The sequence below is a fragment of the Lysobacter sp. BMK333-48F3 genome (assembly GCF_019733395.1).
Taxonomy (GTDB): Bacteria; Pseudomonadota; Gammaproteobacteria; order Xanthomonadales; family Xanthomonadaceae; genus Lysobacter.
This window is the reverse complement of sequence record NZ_JAIHOO010000001.1, coordinates 1,626,860-1,645,752: the sequence shown is the minus strand read 5'-3', so window position 1 is coordinate 1,645,752 and position 18,893 is coordinate 1,626,860. Positions and strand designations below refer to the sequence as shown.

The following is an 18,893-nucleotide window of genomic DNA, read 5'->3' as shown; positions in this document are numbered from 1 at the left end:
GCGGTCGGCGAACGAAAGGCTCGGGTGTGGTGACCCGGAAGTGTAACGGCTGCAACCGTGACGGGAGGGTGGATGGCCGCCACGGCACGGTCACGGCCGGTTCGCCGACAATGCCGCGATGGACCTTCAACAGATCGTTTTTCTGCTGATACTCGCCGGTGCGCTGTATCTGTTCGTCAGCGAACGCCTGCGCGTGGACATCACCGCCATGCTGACCCTGCTGGCCTTGGTGATCACCGGGGTATTGGACGCCAAGCAGGCCTTGTCGGGCTTCGCCAGCGAGCCGGCGATCATCGTCGCGGCGGTATTCGTGATCTCCGGCGGCCTGGCTGCGACGGGCATCACCGAACGTTTGGGACAATGGATCGCCCAGGCCGCCGGCCACAGCGAGCAGCGGGCGATCGCGGTGACCATGCCGGCGGTGGCGGCGCTGTCCTCGTTCACCCACCACGTCATGGTCACGGCGATGATGCTGCCGATCCTGACCCGCTTCGCCAAGGCGCGCGGCCTGTCGGCCTCGCGCCTGCTGATGCCGATGTCGTTCGCCGCCTCGCTGGGCACCACCTTGACCCTGGTCAGCGCACCGGCCTTCCTGCTCGCCGACAACCTGATCGAACGCTCGGGCTCGCCGGGCCTGGGCATCTTCTCGATCACTCCGATCGGACTGGCCCTGGTCGCGGTCGGCGTGGTCTACATGCTGCTCGCGCGTTGGCTGCTGCCCAAGCGCGGCGGCGACCACGGCGACGACGGCTATCTGCGCCTGGACCGTTACCGCACCGAGTTGCTGATCGTCGAAGGCTCGCGCTGGAGCACGCGGCCGCTGGCGGAACTGCAGAAAGCGTTGGGCGACCGCTTCGTCCTCACCGGCTGGCTGCGCGACGGCCAGCGCCGCCAGGACTTGGGCCCGAGCAGCCCCTTGATCAGCGGCGACGTGCTGCTGGTCGAAGCCTCGGCCGACGCGTTGGCCTCGCTGCACGACGACGCCGGCCTGGATCTCAACGCCATCGCCCGCTTCGGCGAGCGGGTCAGCAGCGACGGCGACGGCGAGCCGCAGCTGGTCCAGGCGGTGATCGCGCCGGGTTCGGAATTCATCGGCCGCAGCGTGCGCGAGCTGGACTTCGCCCGCCGCTTCAACGCGGTGATCGCCGGCCTGTGGCGGCGCCAGGGCGCAGTCGCGCCGCGCCTGGCCGATGCGCGGCTGCGCGAAGGCGATCTGCTGGTGCTGTGGGGCCGGCCGTCGCGGTTCGCCGAACTCGCCGCGCACCACGGCTTCCTGATGCTGGTGCCGTTCGCCGGCGAAGCGCGCCGGCGCGTGCGCGCGCCGCTGGCGCTGGCGATCCTGGCCGCGACCGTGGTCGCCGCGGCCACCGAATGGCTGTCGGCGCCGCTGGCCTTCCTGCTCGGCGCGGTGGCGATGGTGGCCACGCGCTGCGTCGACGTCGAGCAGGCGTATCGCGAGATCGACGTGCGCATCTTCGTGATGATCGCCGGGGTGATCCCGCTCGGCGTGGCGATGGAGCAGACCGGCACCGCGCAGCTGCTGGCCCGGGCGATGCTGGAATTGATCTCGCACTGGTCGCCGCTGGCGATCTTGCTGGTGATGTTTTCGGTGGCGGCGCTGTTGACCCAGATCCTGTCCGACGCGGCGACCACGGTGCTGCTGGGTCCGATCGCGGTCTCGCTGGCACAGTCGCTGGGCCTGCCGCCGACCCCGTTCGTGGTCTGCACCGCGCTCGGCGCGGTGGTCGCTTTCCTGACCCCGATCGGCCACCACGGCAATCTGCTGATCCTCGGCCCGGGCCAGTATCGCTTCGCCGATTTCCTGCGCATCGGCCTGCCGCTGACCGCGCTGATCGCTCTGGTCTGCGCCTGGATGGCGCGCTGGCTGTGGCTGGACGGACCGCTGTGGCCGCTGTCGGGATAGTGCGACGGACTTCGCGTCGGGGCGCGAATCCTAGCCGCAAGTAGGAAATTTCTGACCCCACGGCGCGCGCTCTCCTGAGAGCCTTGGCCGCCGGCTTCGGCCAAGGTAGCCGCGCCGCGCCTGCTGCGCGGTGCGCGGCGCCATGCCGGTCGCGCGGCGGAACGAAGGACGGGGACGGATGAACCACGCGGCCAAGCGTTACACCGTGCAACTGAGCGAACGCGACTACCAGGGTCGGCGCCTGGCCTGCGAGGTCTCCGACGAACGCTATGGCGACGCCGCCGCGGCTTCGGCCGCCGCCAAGGCCGAAGCCTTCCACCTGTCGATGCAGCTGCGCCGGCCGATCGCGATCCGGATCTTCGAGGACGAGCGGGTCTATCTGTCGCACATCATGCCGTCGCCGGCCTGAGCGCATTCGCTCATCGCATTGGCGGAGTGCGGAGTCCCACGGGATTTCCTGCGCTCATCAGCCGCGACCCACCGCAGCGGTACGCGAGCGCCGCCACCCGAAGTCCGGGCATAGGCTGATACTTCCACCACGGCCGATGACCTGGCTTCGGAGCGGAACGTGGTATTTCATCGCCTCGTCTGTCGCGGCTGACGCCGCTCCTACAGAGAGCCACCGGTCTTCACGCATCGATCTTACGCAGCCCTAGCCGTTTCCGTCGAGACGATCCGATCGCTGCGCGCGTCCGCACTCTGACGCCGATCCCATTTCGAGAATTCATCGCTTCGACTCGGCGTCGCTCGGGTAGGGGAGCGCGGCCGGCGCGCGTTCGAAGCTATGGGGAGGGGCTCAAGAACAGGCGCCGCCGCTGTGCGACGCCCCCGTTCGCGGCATGCAAGACCTTCGCCTTACGTGCACGACCCCGTTACGCGACCGCGTTTGCGCGTTCGCGCAACGGGCATTGGCTGGTCTTTTCCTTATTTCGTCTACGACTCGGAGAAACTGCATGTCCAGCAAGCAACGTATCTTGACCGCCTCAATCCTGTTGGCGATCACCGGTTCCACCGCCACCGCCTGGGTGGCGACGCAGTACGGCAGCGATCGCGCGCCCGGTCTGGCCGGCGCCGGCAACGCCGCGCATTCGGCGCAGACCGCGAATGCCGACGCCGCCGCGACAACGCCGCGCGCGTTCTCCGCTTTCGCTGCGGCCCCGGCCCGCTCAGGCGCCACGCCCGCCGATCGGCTGCAGACGCACCCGTTGGTGGTGCGCGCGCGCGACCTGCTGCAAGCCGAGAAAATCCGCCAAGCCGGCACCGCCGGCATGCAGGCAAGCCGCGACGCGGTCGACGCCGAGCAGTACCGCCCGCGCGACCTGGTGGTCGAAGCCGACGGCAGCCAGCACGTGCGTTTCGACCGCAATTACCAGGGCTTGCCGGTGATCGGCGGCGACCTGGTCGCGCACATGAAGGACGGCCTGCTGCGTTCGGTCAGCCGCAGCCTCGACCTGCAGCTCGGCGGCGGCACCGCACCGACGCCGAAGCTGTCCGCCGGCCAGGCCATCGCCGACGCCGGCGTGCATTTCGCCGGCCGCTTCATGCAGACGCCGAGTTCGCGCGTGGTGTACTTCGCCAAGGACAACCAGCCGCGCCTGGCCTACGAGGTGACTTTCCGCGGCCTGAACAAGTTCGAGCGCCCGGTCCACGACCTGATCTACGTCGACGCCGGCGACGGCAGCCTGCTCGGCCGCGACAGCCGCATCTACAGCGCCGAGTCGGTCGAAGGGCAGGGCTACACCATCACCCGCGGCAAGGTCGCGATCTCGACCAGCAAGGTCGGCGCCGAGGAAAGCGACGGCCGCGGCGCCGGCTTCCTGCTGCGCGACGACAAGCGCGGCGGCGGCACCCTGCACAACACCGGCGGCACCGTGGTCGACCTGTACTTCGGCGGCGGCGACTTCAGCGCGCCGCCGATGTTCGACAAGGACAATCTGTGGGGCAACGAGCAGATGTCCAACATCGAGCGCACCGGGGTGGAAGCGCACTACGGCGTGTCCAAGACCTGGGACTACTACAAGAAGCTCTACGACCGGGTCGGCATCTTCGGCGACAACAAGGGCGTGCAGAGCTTCGTCAACGTCACCTTCACCATCTTCTACTTCATCGACGCCGGCGGCACCAACGCGTTCTGGGACGGCGAAGCCAAGCGCATGGTCTACGGCAACGGCGACTACGGCATTTCCAACCCGGTGGTGGCGCTGGACGTGGCCGGCCACGAGATGTCGCACGGCGTGACCCAGGCGACCTCGAACCTGGCCTATTCCGGCGATGCCGGCGGCCTCAACGAAGCCACCTCCGACATCCACGGCACCCTGGTCGAGTTCTTCGACAACAGCCCGAAGGATCCGCCGGACTACCTGATCGGCGAGAACGTGATGCTGGACGGCAAGCCGCTGCGCTACATGTTCAAGCCCAGCCTCGACGTCGCCGAGGACGGCAGCGGTTCGTTCGACTGCTATCCGGCCGGCGGCTTCACCGAGGAAGACCCGCACTACACCTCCGGCGTCGGCAATCATTTCTTCTACCTGCTCGCCGAAGGCCAGAAGGTGCCCAAGTCGCACCGCAAGACCCTGCTGCCGGCCGACCTGGTCTGCAACGGCGCCACCGGCCTGAAGGGCCTGACGCCGAACACCGCCGGGCAGATCTGGTACCGCGCCAACACCTTGTACCTGACCTCGCAGTCCAGCTACCCGCAGGCGCGCGAAGCGACCCAGAACGCCGCCCAGGACCTGGTCGACAAGGGCCTGCTCAAGGCCAGCGCAGTCAAGACCGTGGCCTGCGCCTGGGAAGCGGTGGCCGTGCCGCTGCCGGAAGGCTCCAAGGGCCTGAGCTGCAAGAGCTGAGATCTACCCGTGTCAACGCGCTGATTGGCTGTCTTTGCGCCCCCGTCCATGAGGACGGGGGTTTTTTCTTGTCCGGCCGTTGCCGGACGCGCTGGCGCTAAGGCGATGCGGCCGCGCGCAACGGCAGGTAGGCGCCGTCGACGCTGCCGTTGGCGCCGCAGTAGGGCGTCGCACCGCGGTCGCCGTCGGCGCCGAGCGGCCCGTCCTCGAGCGTCAACAAGGCGCCGTCGCGGCGCAGGCTCAGCCGGCGCCGGTACTCGACGTCGTCGGACCGCCATTCCCCGCCGGCGGCGATCGCGCGGCCGTCGTACTCGCACAGCCAGCGCGCGGTGATCGGTTCGGCGCCGGACACGACGATCTGCCATCCGCCGTCGCGCGCCTCGACCTGCGCCTCGCTCTCCAGGTTGCCCCAGCGACCGGCCGGGCCGCGCCTCGGCGCGATGTCGATCGCTTCGAGAAACTCGATCCGGCGGCGTTGCAGGCGCTCCAGGCCGGGCGCGCCGCCGTCGTCGGTGCTCAGCGCGTAAACCCGCTCGCGCACGTCGAGAAAGTAACGCTGGTCGCGCGTCAAGGCTTCGCCGCCCTTCGCCTCCAGCGCTTGCCGCCGCTGTCGGTACAACTGGGCGATGCGCGCGTCCTGCCGCGCCAAGCGCGGTTGCGCGCAGATCGCTTTCTCGCTCGGCGTTCGCGCCCGCTTGCAATCGAACGAGGGCGAGGCCGCCGGCGCCGACGGCGGCAGCACCGCCAGCGCCGCGGCGAGCGCGATCATCCGGTGGGCGCGGCCCATCCAGCCGCGCCTGCCGCAGCGACGTTCCGAAGTCGTCGTATCCATGGCGGCGGCTCAGGGATAGAACGGCACGCGCGCGAGCTTGTAGGCGCCGTCGATCTTGCGGAACACCCGCTCCTCGAAGTGGTCCTCGTTCTCGAGCAGGTACTCGCCCGGCGCGATCGGGCCGACCACCTCGACCTCGCCGCCTTCGTCGCGGGACTCGTCGACGGCCGGGTCGTAGGCGCGGATGCGCCGTTCGCGCAGCGCCTTGCGCATCACCGGCGACACCACCCGTTCGTACTTGGCGCGGAACTCGTCCGCGGTGAGGCTGCTGCGGCTGACGCGCAGCTCCTGCGCCGAGCAGCCGTCCTCGACGTTCACGCAGCTCAGGCCGGTGGCGTAGTCGGCGAACGGCCGGGCGCTCATGCGCGCGACCGCGGCGCGATCGTCGGCGGCGACCGCGCGGCGGAAGTCGTCGATGAATACCTCGAAATCGCCGTGGCGCTCGTAGCGGTAGGGCGACGCCGATGCGGCCGGCGCGGACATGGTCGTCGCAGACGTGGCCGGCGCCTCCAGCGCCTGCGCCCAGTCGCGACGCAGCGCGGCGATGCGCCGGTCGTAAACGCGCGCCAGGCAGGCTTCGTCGGCGCAGGCATCGCGCTCGGCGAGCCAGGCGGCCTGGCCGGCCGCGAGCGGGTCGATGCGGCGGCCGCTGTCGCCGTCGACGCCGGCGGTTTCGGCCTGGATCTGCCGGTACAGGCGATTGAGCTCGGCATCGCGCTGCGACAACTCGGCGCTGGCGCAGATGCGCCGCTCGACCGCGCGGTGCGCTTGCCGGCAATCGAAACCGGGCGCGGTGGTGGCGGCCGCCGCACCGGACAGGACCAGGCTCAGCACGGCGGCCGAACACCAACGCAACGCGTACGGACGGAACGAACACCTATGCAACGGAGACAGACGAAGCATGCGAAATCCTTTCGATGCGATGAATCCCATGGCGGCGCGCGATCGCAGCCGCCGCTTCCTGCGCGGGCGACGATCCGGCCCGCGGCGTGCGGCATTGTCGTCCGGCCGCGGCGGCTGGCGCCAGCCGCGCGGCTCAGGCCACCGGCGGATGGCGGAACAGCCGCTCGCCGATGAAGTCCAGGAACACCCGCAGCTTCGGCGACATCAGCCGATGCTCCGGCCACAAGGCCCAGAACTGCCCGCGCTGGGCTTCGAAGCCCGGCAGCACCCGGCGCAGGCGGCCGTCGGCGAGCAGTTCGCGGACCATGAAATCGGTGGTGTAGACGATGCCCAGCCCGTGCACCGCCGCCGATACCGCCGCCTCGATGTTGTTGCACACCAGCGCCGAGGGCAGGTGCGGCGGCGACTCGCCGGGCTCCAGGCGCAACGACCACTCCTGGATCTTGCCGCTGCTGGCGAAGCGATAGTGGATGCAGTCGTGCGCTTCCAGCTCGACCGGCCGGCGCGGTTCGCCGCGGCGCTGCAGGTAGTCGGGCGCGGCGCAGAGCATGAAGCAGAACGGCCCCAAGCGGCGCGCGCGCAGCCGCGAGTCGGGCATGTCGCCGCTGCGGATCACCGCATCGAAGCCGCCCTCGACCACGTCGACCAACTGGTCGTTGAAGTCCAGGTCCAGCAGCACCTCGGGATGCTGGCGGCGGAACGCTTCCAGCACCGGCATCAGGAACCGGTAGCCGGCGGTCGGCAGGCCGATGCGCAGGCGCCCGCGCGGCGCCTGCATGGCGTGGGTCAGCATCGCCTCGGCTTCTTCCAGCTCGTCCAGCAGCGGCCGGCAGCGTTCGTAGAAGGCCTGGCCCTCTTCGGTCAGGCGCACGTTGCGGGTGTTGCGCTGGAGCAGGCGCACGCCGAGCTGCTGTTCGAGCTTGGCCACGCTCTTGCCGACCGCCGAAGACGACAGGCCGAGCAGGCGTCCGGCGCCGACGAAGCTGCGGGTCTGGGCGGTACGCACGAAGGCGAGCAGGCTGCCGAGTTTGTCCATGGCGGGAATCCTGAGCGATCGATTACGGAAAATTGTTCCACAAAGTGCGGATCGACCGCCTGTTTTTCCGATATTACGGCGCATCTAGGCTGTAACGCCCCGCTCGGCCCCGCCTCATGTCCGCTTCCGTTTCCGCCGACCGCCCGGCCGGACGCCTGGATCGCTATCTGGTCCTGGGCGCCGTCAGCCTCGCCGGCCTGGTCCTGCCGCTGAGTTTCACCGGCCCGCCGGTCGCCATTCCCGCCATCGCCGCCGAACTCGGCGGCAGCCCGGTGGCGCTGAACTGGATCACCAATGCCTTCATGCTCGCCTTCGGCAGTTGCCTGATGGCCGCGGGCAGCCTGGCCGACCGCTACGGCCGCAAGCGGGTGTTCGCCACCGGCATCGTCGCCTACGCCCTGGTGTCGCTGCTGTTGGCGCTGGCGCCGAACCTGCTGGCGCTGAACCTGCTGCGCCTGCTGCAGGGCGTGGCCGCGGCGCTGGCCCTGGCCGGCGGCAATGCCGCGCTGTCGCAGGAATTCCACGGCCCGGCGCGGATCCGCGCCTTCAGCCTGCTCGGCACCGCGTTCGGCATCGGCCTGGCATTCGGTCCCAGCCTCGCCGGCTGGCTGGTGCAAAGCCAGGGCTGGCGCGCGGTGTTCCTGTCCAGTCTCGTCATCGCGGTGCTGGCCAGCGCGTTCGGCGTGCCGCGCATGCGCGAGTCGCGCGATCCCGACGCGCGCGGGCTGGACTGGCCGGGCTGCCTCAGTTCCACCGCGATGCTGGCCGCGCTCACCGTCGGCGTGCTGCTGGCGCCGGAACGCGGCTGGTCCGATCCCTGGGTGCTTGCGGCCCTGGGCGCGGCGGGTCTGCTGCTGGCGCTGTTCGTGCGGGTGGAAACCCGCACGACGCGGCCGATGCTCGACCTCAGCCTGTTCCGCCTGCCGCGCTTCGTAGGCGCGCAATTGCTGCCGATCGGCACCGGCTTCGCCTACCTGGCCCTGATCATCGTGCTGCCGATGCGGCTGATCGGCCTGCACGGCTACAGCGCGATCGAAGCCGGCGCGCTGATGATGGCGTTGTCGGCGCCGATGCTGCTGGTGCCGTTCGCGGCGGCGCTGCTCAGCCATCGCATCGCCGCCGGCGTGTTGTGCGCGGCCGGCCTGCTGTCGGCCGCGGCCGGGCTGGTTTGGCTGGGCGCGATCGCCGGCCACGGCGGCGGCGCGGACTGGGTCGCGCCGCTGCTGTTGATCGGCGCCGGTTCGGCGATTCCGTGGGGCCTGATGGACGGCCTGGCGATCAGCGTGGTGGCGAAAGAACGCGCCGGCATGGCCGCCGGCGTGTTCGGCGCCAGCCGGGTGTCGGGCGAAGGCATCGCCATCGCGGTGGTCGCCGCGGCCCTGGCCGGTCTGCTGCAGTGGCGGTTGCAGGCGCTCGCGCCCGGCGCCGGCGCGGCGCTGGGCGAAGCGGCGCAACGCCTGGCCACCGGCGATGCGGCGCGCGCGCAGGCGCTGCTGCCGGGAGGGGAGTGGACGCGGTCGCGCTGCGCCAGGGCTACGAGCGCGCGTTCGCCTGGCTGATGTATGCCCTGGCCGCGCTGACCGCGGCGATCGCCGGGCTGTCGTACGTCCTGCTCGGCGACGCCTCGGCGCACGAGCCGGCCGCGGAGGCGGAAGCCGCGCCCCCGGTCGGCCCGATCTGCGCCGACGCGCCCTGATCCCGGCCGGAGCCCGGTCGCGGCCTATCGCGGCCTATCGCGGCCCTAGAACAGATCCAGCTGCGGCGTCGGCTTGCGCGGCGGCACGAAGGCGCCGGTGTCCAGCGCCGGCAGGCGGCCGAAGCCGTGCTGGCGCCAGGCCTTGCGGAAGCGCTGTGCGATCAGTTGCGCGAACGGTCCCTCGCCGCGCTGGCGCTTGCCGAAGCTCGCGTCGTAGTCCTTGCCGCCGCGCATCTGCTGGATCAGGCTCATCGCATGCGCGGCGCGGTCGGGGTAGTGCAGCTGCAGCCAGTCGCGCCAGACCTGCTTGAGTTCGTGCGGCAGGCGCAGCAGCACGTAGCCGGCGGCGCGCGCGCCGGCCGCGTGGGCGGCTTCGAGGATGCGTTCGATCTCGCCGTCGTTGATCATCGGAATCACCGGCGCGACCATCACCCCGACCGGCACCCCGGCCTCGGCCAGGGCGCGCATGGCCTTGAGCCGCGCATGCGGCGCCGAGGCGCGCGGCTCCATCCGCGCCGACAATTGGTTGTCGAGCGTGGTCACCGAGAAGTACACCGAGACCAGCTTGCGTTGCGCCATCGACGCCAGCACCTCGATATCGCGCACCACCGAGGCGTTCTTGGTCAGCAGGCTGAAGGGATGCGAGCAGGCGTCGAGCACTTCGATCACGCCGCGGGTGATCCGGTAGCGGCGCTCGATCGGCTGGTAGGAGTCGGTGTTGATGCCCAGCGCGATCGGCGAGCAGACGTAGCCGGGGCGGGCGAGTTCGGTCTGCAGCCGCTCGGCGGCGTTGACCTTGGCGAATAGCCGGGTTTCGAAATCCAGCCCCGGCGACAGTTCCAGGTAGGCGTGCGAGGGCCGGGCGAAGCAATAGACGCAGCCGTGCTCGCAACCGCGATAAGGATTGAGCGACTGGCCGAAGGCGATGTCGGGCGAATCGTTGCGGCTGATGATGCTGCGCGCGGTTTCCTCGCTGACCTGGGTGTCGGGGCGCGAGTCCGGCTCGGCGTCCGCGTACAGCGAGCCCCAGCCGTCGTCCTCGCCGTGGGCGGTGCGCACCTCGTAGCGGCCGGCCAGGTAGGACGCCGAACCGCGGCCCTTGATCGCCGCCGGTTGCAGATTGGTCAGGGTTTTGCGCGCCGAGTCCATTCGCGCAGCCTACGCCGCCGGCGTCGCAGGATCCGCGACGCCACCGGATCGCTGGGTTCCGGCGGCGCCGCGCCGGCAGGCTGAATGCGCTCGCCCGGCGCCCGGCGCCGGCCGAATGCCCGGGTCCGAGCCCGGGCCGGCGCAGCCGTTATTCGATCGCGAAGCGGGTGCTGACCGAGGCGCTGACGCTGATCTGGCCCACCGACAGGGTTTCGCCGTCGGCCGACTCGCCGCCGCCGGCGCTGTTCTGCATCACGTTCTGCATCATCTGCCCGCCGCTCATGCCGCCGCCCCAGCGGCTGCCGCTGCGCCACCAGCCGCCGGCGTACGACTCCGAGACGTTCAGCACCGGCCCGCGCCGCACCCCGAGTTCGGCGGCCAAGGCATCGGCCTTCTGCTTCGCCGCCTGCACCGCCAGCGCGCGCGCCGCGTCGCGGTGCTTGCGCAGTTCGGTGGTGCGGAACTCGATGCCGTGGATGTACTGCACGCCGCTCGACAGCAGGCCGGTCAGCACCTTCTCCAGATCGCCGATGCGGCTCAGCTTGATGCCGATGCTCTTGCGCACGATGTAGATCTGCGGTCGGGTGAGCGAATAGTCGGCGTGGTAGCTGGGCTCGATGCTGATGAAGTCGGTCTGCACGTCCTTGTCGGGCACGCCGCTGCGCTTGAGGAAGGCCAGCGCCTGGGCGACGTTGTCGTCGTTGCTGCGCTTGGCCTGGTCGAGCTGGGCATGGCGCGTTTCGACGCCGACGTCGAGCAGGATCACGTCCGGCACGACCTTGATCTCGGCCGACGCCGACACGTCGACGCTGCGCGGTGCGGTGTCGGCCGATGCCGGCGAGGAGAGCGGGAAGAGCAGGGCGATGGCGACGAGATGCCGGCGGAACATGCGGGACCTTCCTGTGGTCTGGCGGGCGTGGCCGCATCCTAACTCGGCGCCGCCAGCGCGGTCTTTGCCGGTCCGCGCAGTCGCCGCGGCGGCGAAACGCCCGGCCGGCGGACTATGCCGGCCCGGGCCGGCGGGCTAGCCTAGGCCGCGCGCGACCGCACCGGCGTCGCCGCTCAGCAATGGAGTCGCCCAACGTGCTGGACCTGCTGCCCGATCTTTGGCAAGACCTGCTCGCCATTCCCCGCATCGGCCTGTACCTGACGATCGGCTGGGCCGTGTACCTGGTCTGGCTGAGCCTGTGGATCGTGCTGCAGAAGCGCGAGCCGGTGGCGACGATCAGTTGGTTGATCAGCCTGGCCGTGCTGCCCTACATCGGTTTCCTGATCTATTACTTCTTCGGTCCGCTGCGCATCCATCGCCAGCGCCTGCGCCGGGTGCGCGCCCGCGCCTCGCTGCCGGCGCCGCCGCCGGGGCTGACGCCTTCGCCGGAGGCGATCGAACTGGCCAAGCTCGGCCAGGCCACCACCGGGCTGCCGCCGACCACGGCGACCCAGGCACGCCTGCTGATCGACGGCGGCGCCAAGTACGCCGCGCTGCTGGCCGACATCGCCCAGGCGCGCGACCACATCCATCTGGAGTACTACATCTATCTGCCCGACCGCACCGGCACCGCGCTGCGCGATGCCTTGATCGAGCGCGCCCGGGCCGGGGTCAAGGTGCGCCTGCTGATGGACGCGGTCGGCTCCGGCCAGACCTCGCGGCGCTTCATCCGGCCCTTGCTCGAGGCCGGCGCGGAGGTAGCCTGGTTCCATCCGATGAGGCTGCGCTGGTTCTGGCGGCGGCCGTGGCTGAACCTGCGCACCCACCGCAAGATCGTGGTCATCGACGGCCTGGTCGGCTACACCGGCGGGATCAACATCACCGACGAGGAAGACGAGCGCCTGCGCGAGGACGCTTACCGCGACCTGCATCTGCGCCTGGAAGGCGATGTGGTGCGCGAGCTCGACCTGGTCTTCACCGAGGACTGGTGCTACGCCACCGGCCAGCCGCCGCTGAAGATCCAGCATCCGCCGCCGCAGCCCGGGCGCGTCGCTTCGCAGGTGGTCAGCTCGGGGCCGGATTCGCCCTGGGAGGCGATCCACCGCGTGCACGTCGGCGCGATCCACGCCGCCCAGCGCCGGGTCTGGCTGGTCACGCCGTACTTCGTCCCGAGCGAGGCCGCGCGCATGGCGCTGACCTCGGCCGCGCTGGGCGGACTGGACGTGCGCCTGCTGGTGCCCAAGCTCAGCGACAGCCGCCTGGTCACCTATGCGGCGCGTTCCTACTTCGACGAACTGCTCGAGGCCGGGGTCAAGATCCATGAGTACGGCCCGCGCATGCTGCACACCAAGGCGCTGCTGTGCGACGACAAGATGGCGATCATCGGCAGCGCCAATTTCGACCACCGCAGCTTCCGCCTGAACTTCGAGATTTCGGTGATGTTCTACGACGCCGGCCTGGCCGGCGAGCTGGCGGCGCTGATCCAGGACGAATGCTCGCGGGCGCCGCGGGTGCGCCCCGACCGCAACCGCTCGCTGTGGCGCACCCGCCTGCCGGAGGCCCTGGCGCGGCTGGTTTCGCCGTTGCTCTAGCCGGTTGTGCCGCCGGTCGCATCCGCGGCGCGGACCGGCTGTTGCGGTCGCCGAGCCGCGCTAAACTCGAATCGGACCCGCCCGGCCGCCCAGGCCGGTGCCGGGCGGCCGGACCGCCGCGCCGGTTCGGAGTCGGAGCCTACGTCAGGGAGTACGCGCAATGCCTTGGGTTTATCTGCTGCTGGCCGCCGCCGCCTTCGTGCTGGCGCTGAAGACCAACTCGCCGGCGATCCTCGCGCTGAGCCTGCTGGCCGCGCTCGGCCTGCTGGTCGCGGGCGTGATGAGCCTGCTGGCGCGGCGCCTGGACAGCACCAGCCGCGACGTGTCGGTGATCATCGACCCGGTCGAACTGCGCCGTCTGCGCGAGCAGGCCGAAGCGCGCAAGCTCGCCGCGGCGGCGTCGCAGGCGGACAACGCGCCGCGTTGAGTCCGGCCGCGACCGCGGTCGTCTGTTTTCCTGCGCACCGGCTCGGCCCGGCGCATCCCGCCGCATCGGCCATCGCGCGTGCGCCGCTCGCCGCGACGCACGCGGCGGGTTAGGCTGTGCGCATGACCGTGCTCAGCGTCAACGTCAACAAGATCGCCGTGCTGCGCAACTCGCGCGGCGGCGCCGAACCCGATGTCGTGCGCGCGGCGCGCGCCTGCCTGGACGCCGGCGCGCACGGCATCACCGTGCATCCGCGCCCCGACGCCCGCCATATCCGCGCCGACGACGTGTACGCGCTGGCCGAGCTGACCCGCGTACGCGGCGTGGAATTCAATATCGAAGGCAATCCCTTCGCGCCGCCGCGCGACGGCTACCCGGGCCTGTTCGAGCTGTGCCAACGCACCCGCCCGGCGCAGGCGACCCTGGTCCCGGACGGCGACGACCAGCTCACCTCCGACCACGGTTTCGATTTCATCCGCGACGCCGAAACCCTGCGCCCGCGCATCGCCGAGCTGCGCGCATTGGGTTGCCGGGTCAGCGTGTTCGCCGACGCCGATCGCGCCGGCATCGAGCTGGCCGCCGCGCTCGGCGCCGACCGGGTCGAGCTGTACACCGGGCCCTACGCCGAAGCCCACGCCCAAGGCCGCAGCGACACCGCGGTCGCCGCCTTCGCCGCGGCCGCGCGCCGCGCCCAGGCCGCCGGGCTCGGCGTCAACGCCGGCCACGACCTCAGCCAGGCCAATCTCGGCGCCTTCCTGCGCGGCGTGCCGAACGTGCTCGAAGTGTCGATCGGCCACGCCCTGATCGGCGAAGCCCTGTACCAAGGCCTCGACGCGACGGTGCGCGCCTATCTGCGGGTGATCGGCGAAGCCGCCTGAACGCTTGCCTGTAGGAGCGGCGTGAGCCGCGACAACCGCAGAGGTGTACGCGAGCGTCGCGGCCGAAGCCCGGGCATACGGGCATACGGGCATTTTTATCGAACCGCCGACCGACCGGGCTTCGGCAGGCTACGTGGTATTTCACCGCTTCGGTTGTCGCGGCTGACGCCGCTCCTACAGGAGATACGGCGAACGACAACGGCCGCGCGGTGGCGGCCGTTGCGCGTCGGTGTTGCCGGACTCAGCGCGTCGATGTGGAGATGTTCTCGATCCCGCTGTCCTGCGCGGCCGACAGGGCATGGGCGAAGCCCTGGTAGTCGGCATCGGCGTTGGCGCCGATTTCGAGCACGGTGTTCGGTGCGCTGCGCGCCAGCGCCTTCAATGCCGCCGGCAGTTCGCCGGCCGCCAGGCTGCGGCCGTCGAGTTCGAAGCCGCCGTCCTGGCGCACCATCAAGCTGGCCTTCGGCGGCGGCTCGGCGGCGGTCTTGCCGGGGACGGGCAGGCCGAGGTCGATTTTTCCGGTCAGCGCCGGCGCGGTGACCATGAAGATGATCAGCAGGACCAGCATCACGTCGACCAGGGGCGTGACGTTGATTTCGGCCACCGGCGCGTTGCCGGCGTAAGCGGGAGCGGAGAACCTGGAACCGGCCATGTGCACCTCCATCCTGGGGCGGGCTGCCCGGATTTACGTTAAGCCGGTCACAGCAGATAACGCAAGCGCGTCTCATTCGTTCCGTCGCCGGGATGCGCGACCGGCCCGACTCGTTGGCGATGGCGGCAACGCGGCGACGGCGCATGCGGTCGAACCTGGCCGAATCCGAACGGCCGAACACACCTAGCCGATCGCCGCCGCGCTGCCGCCGATCGGCTGCGCGGCACCCGATCGCGAATGCCGCGGGCAAAAAAAAAACGCCGCCCAAGCGGGCGGCGTTTCACGACGGTAAGCGTCGGTTTCGGCGTAGAGCTTACTTCTGGACGAAACCGATCTTTTTCATATCTGCGTTTTTGGCGTAAGCCAGCACCTTGGCGAGGATGCCGTATTCGGCATCGTCGTTGGTGTCGATTTCTAGCAGAGGTTGATTGGTGGGATCGCGTTGAACCGTTTCCTTCATCATCCCCGGGATCGCCTGCAGCGGCGTGGGGTTGTTGTTCCAGAACACCGTCCCGGTCGCGTCGATCCGCAGCGAGATCGGCGGCGGCGGCTCCTGCGTCTGGGGCGGCGGGTTCAACGTCGGTTGCGGCAGGTTGACGTCGATCGGGTAGGACACCGTCGGCGCCGTGACCATGAAGATGATCAGCAGCACCAACAGCACGTCGACCAGCGGAGTGACGTTGATGTCGGAGATCGCGCCGCTATCGGAGTTGTTGCTGAAAGCCATGTCTCTTGTCTCCGATTAACGTTCTTTGATCGCGACGAAGCCGACCTTGCGCATGCCCTGCTTCTGCGCCACCGTGACCACATTGTTGACGATGCGGTACTTGGCGGTGCGGTCGCCGCGGACGTTGATCTGCGGCTGCGGGGTCTTCTGCGCTTCGACCGAAAGACGGCTTTCCAGCTGATCCATGGTGACGGGTTCGTCGTTCCAATAGATCGCGCCGCTCTCCTGGATGGCCAGGGTGATCGGCGGCGTCTTCGGCGCCTCCTCAGGCTTGGCGAGAGTGGCTTCGGGCAGCTTGATTTCGACCTTATGGGTCATCAGCGGTGCGGTGATCATGAAAATGATCAGCAGCACCAGCATCACGTCCACCAGGGGCGTGACGTTGATGGTGGCCATCGGGCCGCCGCTGTCGTTGCCTGCACTAAAGGCCATGTCCGAACTCCAACTACTCTATTGAGAAGGCTAGGTGGTGCGTATTAGCGCTTGCCGGCCACTTCGCCGACGCGCGAGCCGGTGGCGAAGAAGTCGTGCAGGTCGTGCGCGAAGGTGTCGAACTTGTTGTTCGTGACACGGTTCAGGCGGACGAAGAAGTTGTAGGCGAGCACGGCCGGGATCGCGACGAACAGACCGATCGCGGTCATGATCAGCGCTTCACCCACCGGGCCGGCCACGGCCTGGATCGAGGACTCGCCCGAGGCGCCCAGACGCAGCAGGGCGTGGTAGATGCCCCACACGGTGCCGAGCAGACCGACGAACGGAGCGGTCGAGCCGACGGTGGCGAGCACGGTCAGACCGGCTTCCAGGCGCGAGCTCTCGCGGGTGACGGCCTGGCGCAGGGCGCGGTCGACGAACTCCGAGCGGTTCAGCGACTCGACCAGACGCGAGCCTTCGTGGCGCTGGTGGTGAGCGGCGGCCTGGGCGGCGTCGAGGGCGATCTTGGAGAACGGCTCGCTGCGCGGCTGCTCTTCCATGTAGCGGATCGCGTCCTGGGCGTTCGGGGTTTCCCAGAACGTGCTGACGACGCGGTCCGACGAACCGCGCAGGCGCAGATTCTTAACGAAGTTGATGACGATCCAGTAGACCGACAGAACCGACATCAGCGTGAGCGTGATGAACACGATCCAGCCGACGAGGTCGAAGTTCTGCAACAGATGCGAAAAGCTCATCTGCTGGAGCGCTTCAGCGTTGGAGCCTCCGGCGGCGGCGGTAGTGGTTTGCTGCAGCATGACGCTTACCTTTGAATGTCGTGGAAAGGAAGAAAGGTTTTACATGGAACTAACGCAACGACTAGCTGTCGAAACAACTAGCTGTCCAACCGAACCCGATCAGTTCGGCGGGACGAAATCCACGGGTACGCGGACGCGGCTTGCGACCGGTTGACCGTTGCGCACTTCAGGGTTGAAGCGCCACTTGCGGGCGGCATCCATGGCTGCGCGGTCCAGATTGCGGTTACGGCTGGACTTTTCGACCTGCACGTCCAGCACGTTGCCCTGGGCGTCGATGCTGATCACGAGGACTACGGTGCCGCCCACGCCCTGACGGGCTTCGGTCGGCGGGTACTTCGGCGGGTTCAACCGGCGCGAAGACGGGTCGACGCTGGAACCGATGTCGCTGGCGACCTGCGGCGGCGCGGGCGGAGCCGGCGGCGGCGCGGGCGGATCGATCGGACTCGGGTCCAGATTCTCGATCGGCGGCTGGTCCGGCGGCGGAGGCGTCGGGGTCGGGCGCGGCGGCGGCGGCTTGATGATGTTCACCATCGTCACCTGCTCTTCCTCCTGCTGTTGGGCAGGCGGCGTCATTGGGGCCAGCAACAACAGGAGCGCCGCGGCATGCACGGCGATCGCGCAGGTGATACCGGCAATGCGTGCCCAGTTCAATCCTTCGCGGTCGTCATCATTCCTAACTTGGAGTTCGAGGTCTTGCGTCATGCCGTCAGCTCGGGAGGTGTTTCCGGACGCCGGGGCGCCGCGGGCCATCGTTCGGTTCCTGCAACCGTTTCCAGTCGCGGGAACCTCCTAGCATATACCAAACCGCGTCACAGGTTCCAAGCGCGGATGGTCATCTCTTCGCCAATTATTTGCTTTTCAGCGCGAGAATCTTGTTGGCGTCGTCGGGCTTCTTCACGCCCTTGGCGATCGCCTGCTTGGCGGCTTCCTTTGCCTCGGGAATGCGGTCTTCCTGCCACAGCACACGGGCGAGATTCAGGTACGTCTCACCGTCCGGTGCGAGCGGAGCCGCTTTCTTATATGCATCGATCGACTTCCCCGACTGCTCGGAGAAGTAGTAAGACTGGGCCAGGGCCACGTAGGCCTGGTAATCCGGCTTGAGGATGCCCTTTTCCAGGCCCTCGTTGATCACCGTCGCCGCTTCCTTCTCCTTGCCGTCGAGGTTCAGGTAGGTCGCGTACAGCTGGCGGTAATCCTTGTCTTCGGTGAACTGACCGGCGGCGCGCAGCTTCTCGAGTACGGCGGCGGCCTTGTCGAGCTGGTCGGCCTGCGAATAGACCGCGGCGACGTTCATTTGCGCGCGCTTGTCGCCCGGGTTCTTGGCCGCGAGCGCTTCGGCGATCTTCGCCGCTTCGGCGCCCTGGTTGTTTTCCATGTAGCTGGCCATCAGCAGCTGCTGCCATTCGCCCTTGGGCTCCGGCGAGCCGTCGATGGCCTGCTTGATGACCTTGGCCGCGTCGGCGAAGCGGTCCATGCGGTACAGCGCATTGCCCTTGACGATCAGGTGCTCGGGCTTGGTGCTCTTGGTTTCGTTGAGGAAGCGATCCATCGTCGCCAGCGAATCGGCGTACTGGTCGTCCTGCAGCTGCAGCTGCGCCATCATGAACATCGAGTTGAAATGGCCGTTGTTGTCCAGGCCGTTGAGCTCGATCGCCTGCTTGAGGTAGCCGACCGCGCCCTTGCTGTCGTCGGCGTCGTAGGCCAGCTGCGCGCCGATCTGCGCGGCGAAGGAACGCTCGTAGGCGTTGAGCGCGGTGTTGGCGAGGATTTCGTCGGCCGCGGCGCGCGCTTCGGTGGACTTCTCCTTGTCGTAGAAGTCCATCATTTTCTGCAGCTTGGCGCCGCCCTTCGAGGACGCCTTGGCTTCCGGCGGGGTGCGGGTCGCGTTCGGATAGGCGTTCTCGACCTTGGCCTGCGAGGCGCCGCTCTTGCGTTCGTTGTCCTTGGCGGCACGGCGCTGGGCGCTGCGCTCCGACGCGGTCTGCGCGTTGGCCTGGGACACCGCGCCGAACACGAGCACCGCGCCGATGGCGGCGGCGAGCAGGGTGTTGCGGCGACTGATTTGCTTGTTCATGAC

Annotated in this window: 19 protein-coding genes; 8 read left to right on the top strand and 11 right to left on the bottom strand. The window is 69.1% G+C overall.

All coding sequences use genetic code 11. The features are described 5' to 3' along the window. Window positions 1–118 precede the first annotated feature (118 nt). The 3 genes from K4L06_RS06905 to K4L06_RS06895 all read left to right on the top strand — a co-directional run bounded on the left by K4L06_RS06905 (window position 119) and on the right by K4L06_RS06895 (window position 4,770). The gene (locus K4L06_RS06905; RefSeq protein ID WP_221670698.1) at window positions 119–1,924 is read left to right on the top strand and encodes an SLC13 family permease; all 1,806 of its coding nucleotides are present in this window, start codon (window positions 119–121) and stop codon (window positions 1,922–1,924) included. A gap of 178 nt (window positions 1,925–2,102) precedes the next feature. Continuing rightward, entirely contained in the window at window positions 2,103–2,333 is a 231-nt protein-coding gene (locus tag K4L06_RS06900) for a hypothetical protein (RefSeq protein WP_221670697.1), read from the top strand. Window positions 2,334–2,898: 565 nt separating this feature from the next. Next, window positions 2,899–4,770: a M4 family metallopeptidase gene (locus tag K4L06_RS06895; RefSeq protein ID WP_221670696.1), complete on the top strand. Its 1,872-nt coding sequence runs from the start codon at window positions 2,899–2,901 to the stop codon at window positions 4,768–4,770. Between the two features lie 97 nt (window positions 4,771–4,867). Here K4L06_RS06895 and K4L06_RS06890 read toward each other — a convergent pair whose 3' ends face one another. From K4L06_RS06890 to K4L06_RS06880, 3 genes are all read right to left on the bottom strand, one after another. After that, entirely contained in the window at window positions 4,868–5,557 is a 690-nt protein-coding gene (locus K4L06_RS06890; RefSeq protein WP_221670695.1) for a lysozyme inhibitor LprI family protein, read from the bottom strand. A 54-nt stretch (window positions 5,558–5,611) separates the two neighbouring features. Beyond that, entirely contained in the window at window positions 5,612–6,505 is an 894-nt protein-coding gene (locus tag K4L06_RS06885) for a lysozyme inhibitor LprI family protein (RefSeq protein ID WP_221670694.1), read from the bottom strand. Window positions 6,506–6,638: 133 nt separating this feature from the next. Then, the gene (locus K4L06_RS06880) at window positions 6,639–7,541 is read right to left on the bottom strand and encodes a LysR family transcriptional regulator (RefSeq protein ID WP_221670693.1); all 903 of its coding nucleotides are present in this window, start codon (window positions 7,539–7,541) and stop codon (window positions 6,639–6,641) included. Window positions 7,542–7,657: 116 nt separating this feature from the next. On the opposite strand from K4L06_RS06880, the gene K4L06_RS06875 reads away from it, so the two are divergent. Next, complete coding sequence (locus K4L06_RS06875; RefSeq protein WP_343225737.1) at window positions 7,658–9,100, top strand: MFS transporter; 1,443 nt, start codon at window positions 7,658–7,660, stop codon at window positions 9,098–9,100. Beyond that, window positions 9,049–9,237 (top strand): hypothetical protein, encoded by a 189-nt coding sequence (locus K4L06_RS22780; protein ID WP_343225736.1) that lies wholly within the window; start codon window positions 9,049–9,051, stop codon window positions 9,235–9,237. Before K4L06_RS06875 ends, K4L06_RS22780 begins: the two co-directional genes overlap by 52 nt. A 45-nt stretch (window positions 9,238–9,282) precedes the next feature. Here K4L06_RS22780 and K4L06_RS06870 read toward each other — a convergent pair whose 3' ends face one another. Next, window positions 9,283–10,386: a PA0069 family radical SAM protein gene (locus K4L06_RS06870; RefSeq protein WP_221670692.1), complete on the bottom strand. Its 1,104-nt coding sequence runs from the start codon at window positions 10,384–10,386 to the stop codon at window positions 9,283–9,285. 148 nt (window positions 10,387–10,534) lie between these two features. Then, window positions 10,535–11,275: an SIMPL domain-containing protein gene (locus K4L06_RS06865; RefSeq protein WP_221670691.1), complete on the bottom strand. Its 741-nt coding sequence runs from the start codon at window positions 11,273–11,275 to the stop codon at window positions 10,535–10,537. 179 nt (window positions 11,276–11,454) lie between these two features. Between K4L06_RS06865 and cls the strand changes: the two genes are divergently transcribed. The 3 genes from cls (at window position 11,455) to K4L06_RS06850 (ending at window position 14,211) form a co-directional block, all read left to right on the top strand. Next, window positions 11,455–12,906 (top strand): cardiolipin synthase, encoded by a 1,452-nt coding sequence (gene cls / locus K4L06_RS06860; protein WP_221670690.1) that lies wholly within the window; start codon window positions 11,455–11,457, stop codon window positions 12,904–12,906. A 160-nt stretch (window positions 12,907–13,066) separates the two neighbouring features. Further along, window positions 13,067–13,333 (top strand): hypothetical protein, encoded by a 267-nt coding sequence (locus tag K4L06_RS06855; RefSeq protein WP_221670689.1) that lies wholly within the window; start codon window positions 13,067–13,069, stop codon window positions 13,331–13,333. A gap of 122 nt (window positions 13,334–13,455) precedes the next feature. Then, on the top strand, window positions 13,456–14,211 hold the full coding sequence (locus K4L06_RS06850) for a pyridoxine 5'-phosphate synthase (protein WP_221670688.1): 756 nt from the start codon (window positions 13,456–13,458) through the stop codon (window positions 14,209–14,211). Window positions 14,212–14,452: 241 nt separating this feature from the next. Here K4L06_RS06850 and K4L06_RS06845 read toward each other — a convergent pair whose 3' ends face one another. The 6 genes from K4L06_RS06845 to K4L06_RS06820 all read right to left on the bottom strand — a co-directional run bounded on the left by K4L06_RS06845 (window position 14,453) and on the right by K4L06_RS06820 (window position 18,890). After that, window positions 14,453–14,863 (bottom strand): biopolymer transporter ExbD, encoded by a 411-nt coding sequence (locus tag K4L06_RS06845; protein ID WP_221670687.1) that lies wholly within the window; start codon window positions 14,861–14,863, stop codon window positions 14,453–14,455. A 313-nt stretch (window positions 14,864–15,176) separates the two neighbouring features. Beyond that, window positions 15,177–15,590: a biopolymer transporter ExbD gene (locus K4L06_RS06840; protein ID WP_064748121.1), complete on the bottom strand. Its 414-nt coding sequence runs from the start codon at window positions 15,588–15,590 to the stop codon at window positions 15,177–15,179. Between the two features lie 15 nt (window positions 15,591–15,605). Continuing rightward, window positions 15,606–16,022 (bottom strand): biopolymer transporter ExbD, encoded by a 417-nt coding sequence (locus K4L06_RS06835; protein WP_221670686.1) that lies wholly within the window; start codon window positions 16,020–16,022, stop codon window positions 15,606–15,608. A gap of 44 nt (window positions 16,023–16,066) precedes the next feature. Further along, window positions 16,067–16,816 (bottom strand): MotA/TolQ/ExbB proton channel family protein, encoded by a 750-nt coding sequence (locus tag K4L06_RS06830; RefSeq protein ID WP_064748119.1) that lies wholly within the window; start codon window positions 16,814–16,816, stop codon window positions 16,067–16,069. Window positions 16,817–16,915: 99 nt separating this feature from the next. Further along, window positions 16,916–17,518, bottom strand: coding sequence for an energy transducer TonB (locus tag K4L06_RS06825; protein WP_221670685.1), 603 nt, complete (start codon window positions 17,516–17,518; stop codon window positions 16,916–16,918). Window positions 17,519–17,663: 145 nt separating this feature from the next. Next, the gene (locus tag K4L06_RS06820; protein WP_221670684.1) at window positions 17,664–18,890 is read right to left on the bottom strand and encodes a tetratricopeptide repeat protein; all 1,227 of its coding nucleotides are present in this window, start codon (window positions 18,888–18,890) and stop codon (window positions 17,664–17,666) included. Between the last annotated feature and the right edge of the window lie 3 nt (window positions 18,891–18,893).

What these genes read in the sequence shown, in the direction of transcription:
- K4L06_RS06840 (WP_064748121.1), bottom strand. Translation starts at nt 15,590, where the DNA reads ATGGCTTTCAGCAACAACTCCGATAGCGGCGCGATCTCCGACATCAAC.
- K4L06_RS06875 (WP_343225737.1), top strand. Translation starts at nt 7,658, where the DNA reads ATGTCCGCTTCCGTTTCCGCCGACCGCCCGGCCGGACGCCTGGATCGC.
- K4L06_RS06845 (WP_221670687.1), bottom strand. Translation starts at nt 14,863, where the DNA reads ATGGCCGGTTCCAGGTTCTCCGCTCCCGCTTACGCCGGCAACGCGCCG.
- K4L06_RS06835 (WP_221670686.1), bottom strand. Translation starts at nt 16,022, where the DNA reads ATGGCCTTTAGTGCAGGCAACGACAGCGGCGGCCCGATGGCCACCATC.
- cls (WP_221670690.1), top strand. Translation starts at nt 11,455, where the DNA reads ATGGAGTCGCCCAACGTGCTGGACCTGCTGCCCGATCTTTGGCAAGAC.
- K4L06_RS06870 (WP_221670692.1), bottom strand. Translation starts at nt 10,386, where the DNA reads ATGGACTCGGCGCGCAAAACCCTGACCAATCTGCAACCGGCGGCGATC.
- K4L06_RS06855 (WP_221670689.1), top strand. Translation starts at nt 13,067, where the DNA reads ATGCCTTGGGTTTATCTGCTGCTGGCCGCCGCCGCCTTCGTGCTGGCG.
- K4L06_RS06830 (WP_064748119.1), bottom strand. Translation starts at nt 16,816, where the DNA reads ATGCTGCAGCAAACCACTACCGCCGCCGCCGGAGGCTCCAACGCTGAA.
- K4L06_RS06880 (WP_221670693.1), bottom strand. Translation starts at nt 7,541, where the DNA reads ATGGACAAACTCGGCAGCCTGCTCGCCTTCGTGCGTACCGCCCAGACC.
- K4L06_RS06850 (WP_221670688.1), top strand. Translation starts at nt 13,456, where the DNA reads ATGACCGTGCTCAGCGTCAACGTCAACAAGATCGCCGTGCTGCGCAAC.
- K4L06_RS06865 (WP_221670691.1), bottom strand. Translation starts at nt 11,275, where the DNA reads ATGTTCCGCCGGCATCTCGTCGCCATCGCCCTGCTCTTCCCGCTCTCC.
- K4L06_RS06885 (WP_221670694.1), bottom strand. Translation starts at nt 6,505, where the DNA reads ATGCTTCGTCTGTCTCCGTTGCATAGGTGTTCGTTCCGTCCGTACGCG.
- K4L06_RS06825 (WP_221670685.1), bottom strand. Translation starts at nt 17,518, where the DNA reads ATGACGCAAGACCTCGAACTCCAAGTTAGGAATGATGACGACCGCGAA.
- K4L06_RS06900 (WP_221670697.1), top strand. Translation starts at nt 2,103, where the DNA reads ATGAACCACGCGGCCAAGCGTTACACCGTGCAACTGAGCGAACGCGAC.
- K4L06_RS06820 (WP_221670684.1), bottom strand. Translation starts at nt 18,890, where the DNA reads ATGAACAAGCAAATCAGTCGCCGCAACACCCTGCTCGCCGCCGCCATC.
- K4L06_RS06905 (WP_221670698.1), top strand. Translation starts at nt 119, where the DNA reads ATGGACCTTCAACAGATCGTTTTTCTGCTGATACTCGCCGGTGCGCTG.
- K4L06_RS06890 (WP_221670695.1), bottom strand. Translation starts at nt 5,557, where the DNA reads ATGGGCCGCGCCCACCGGATGATCGCGCTCGCCGCGGCGCTGGCGGTG.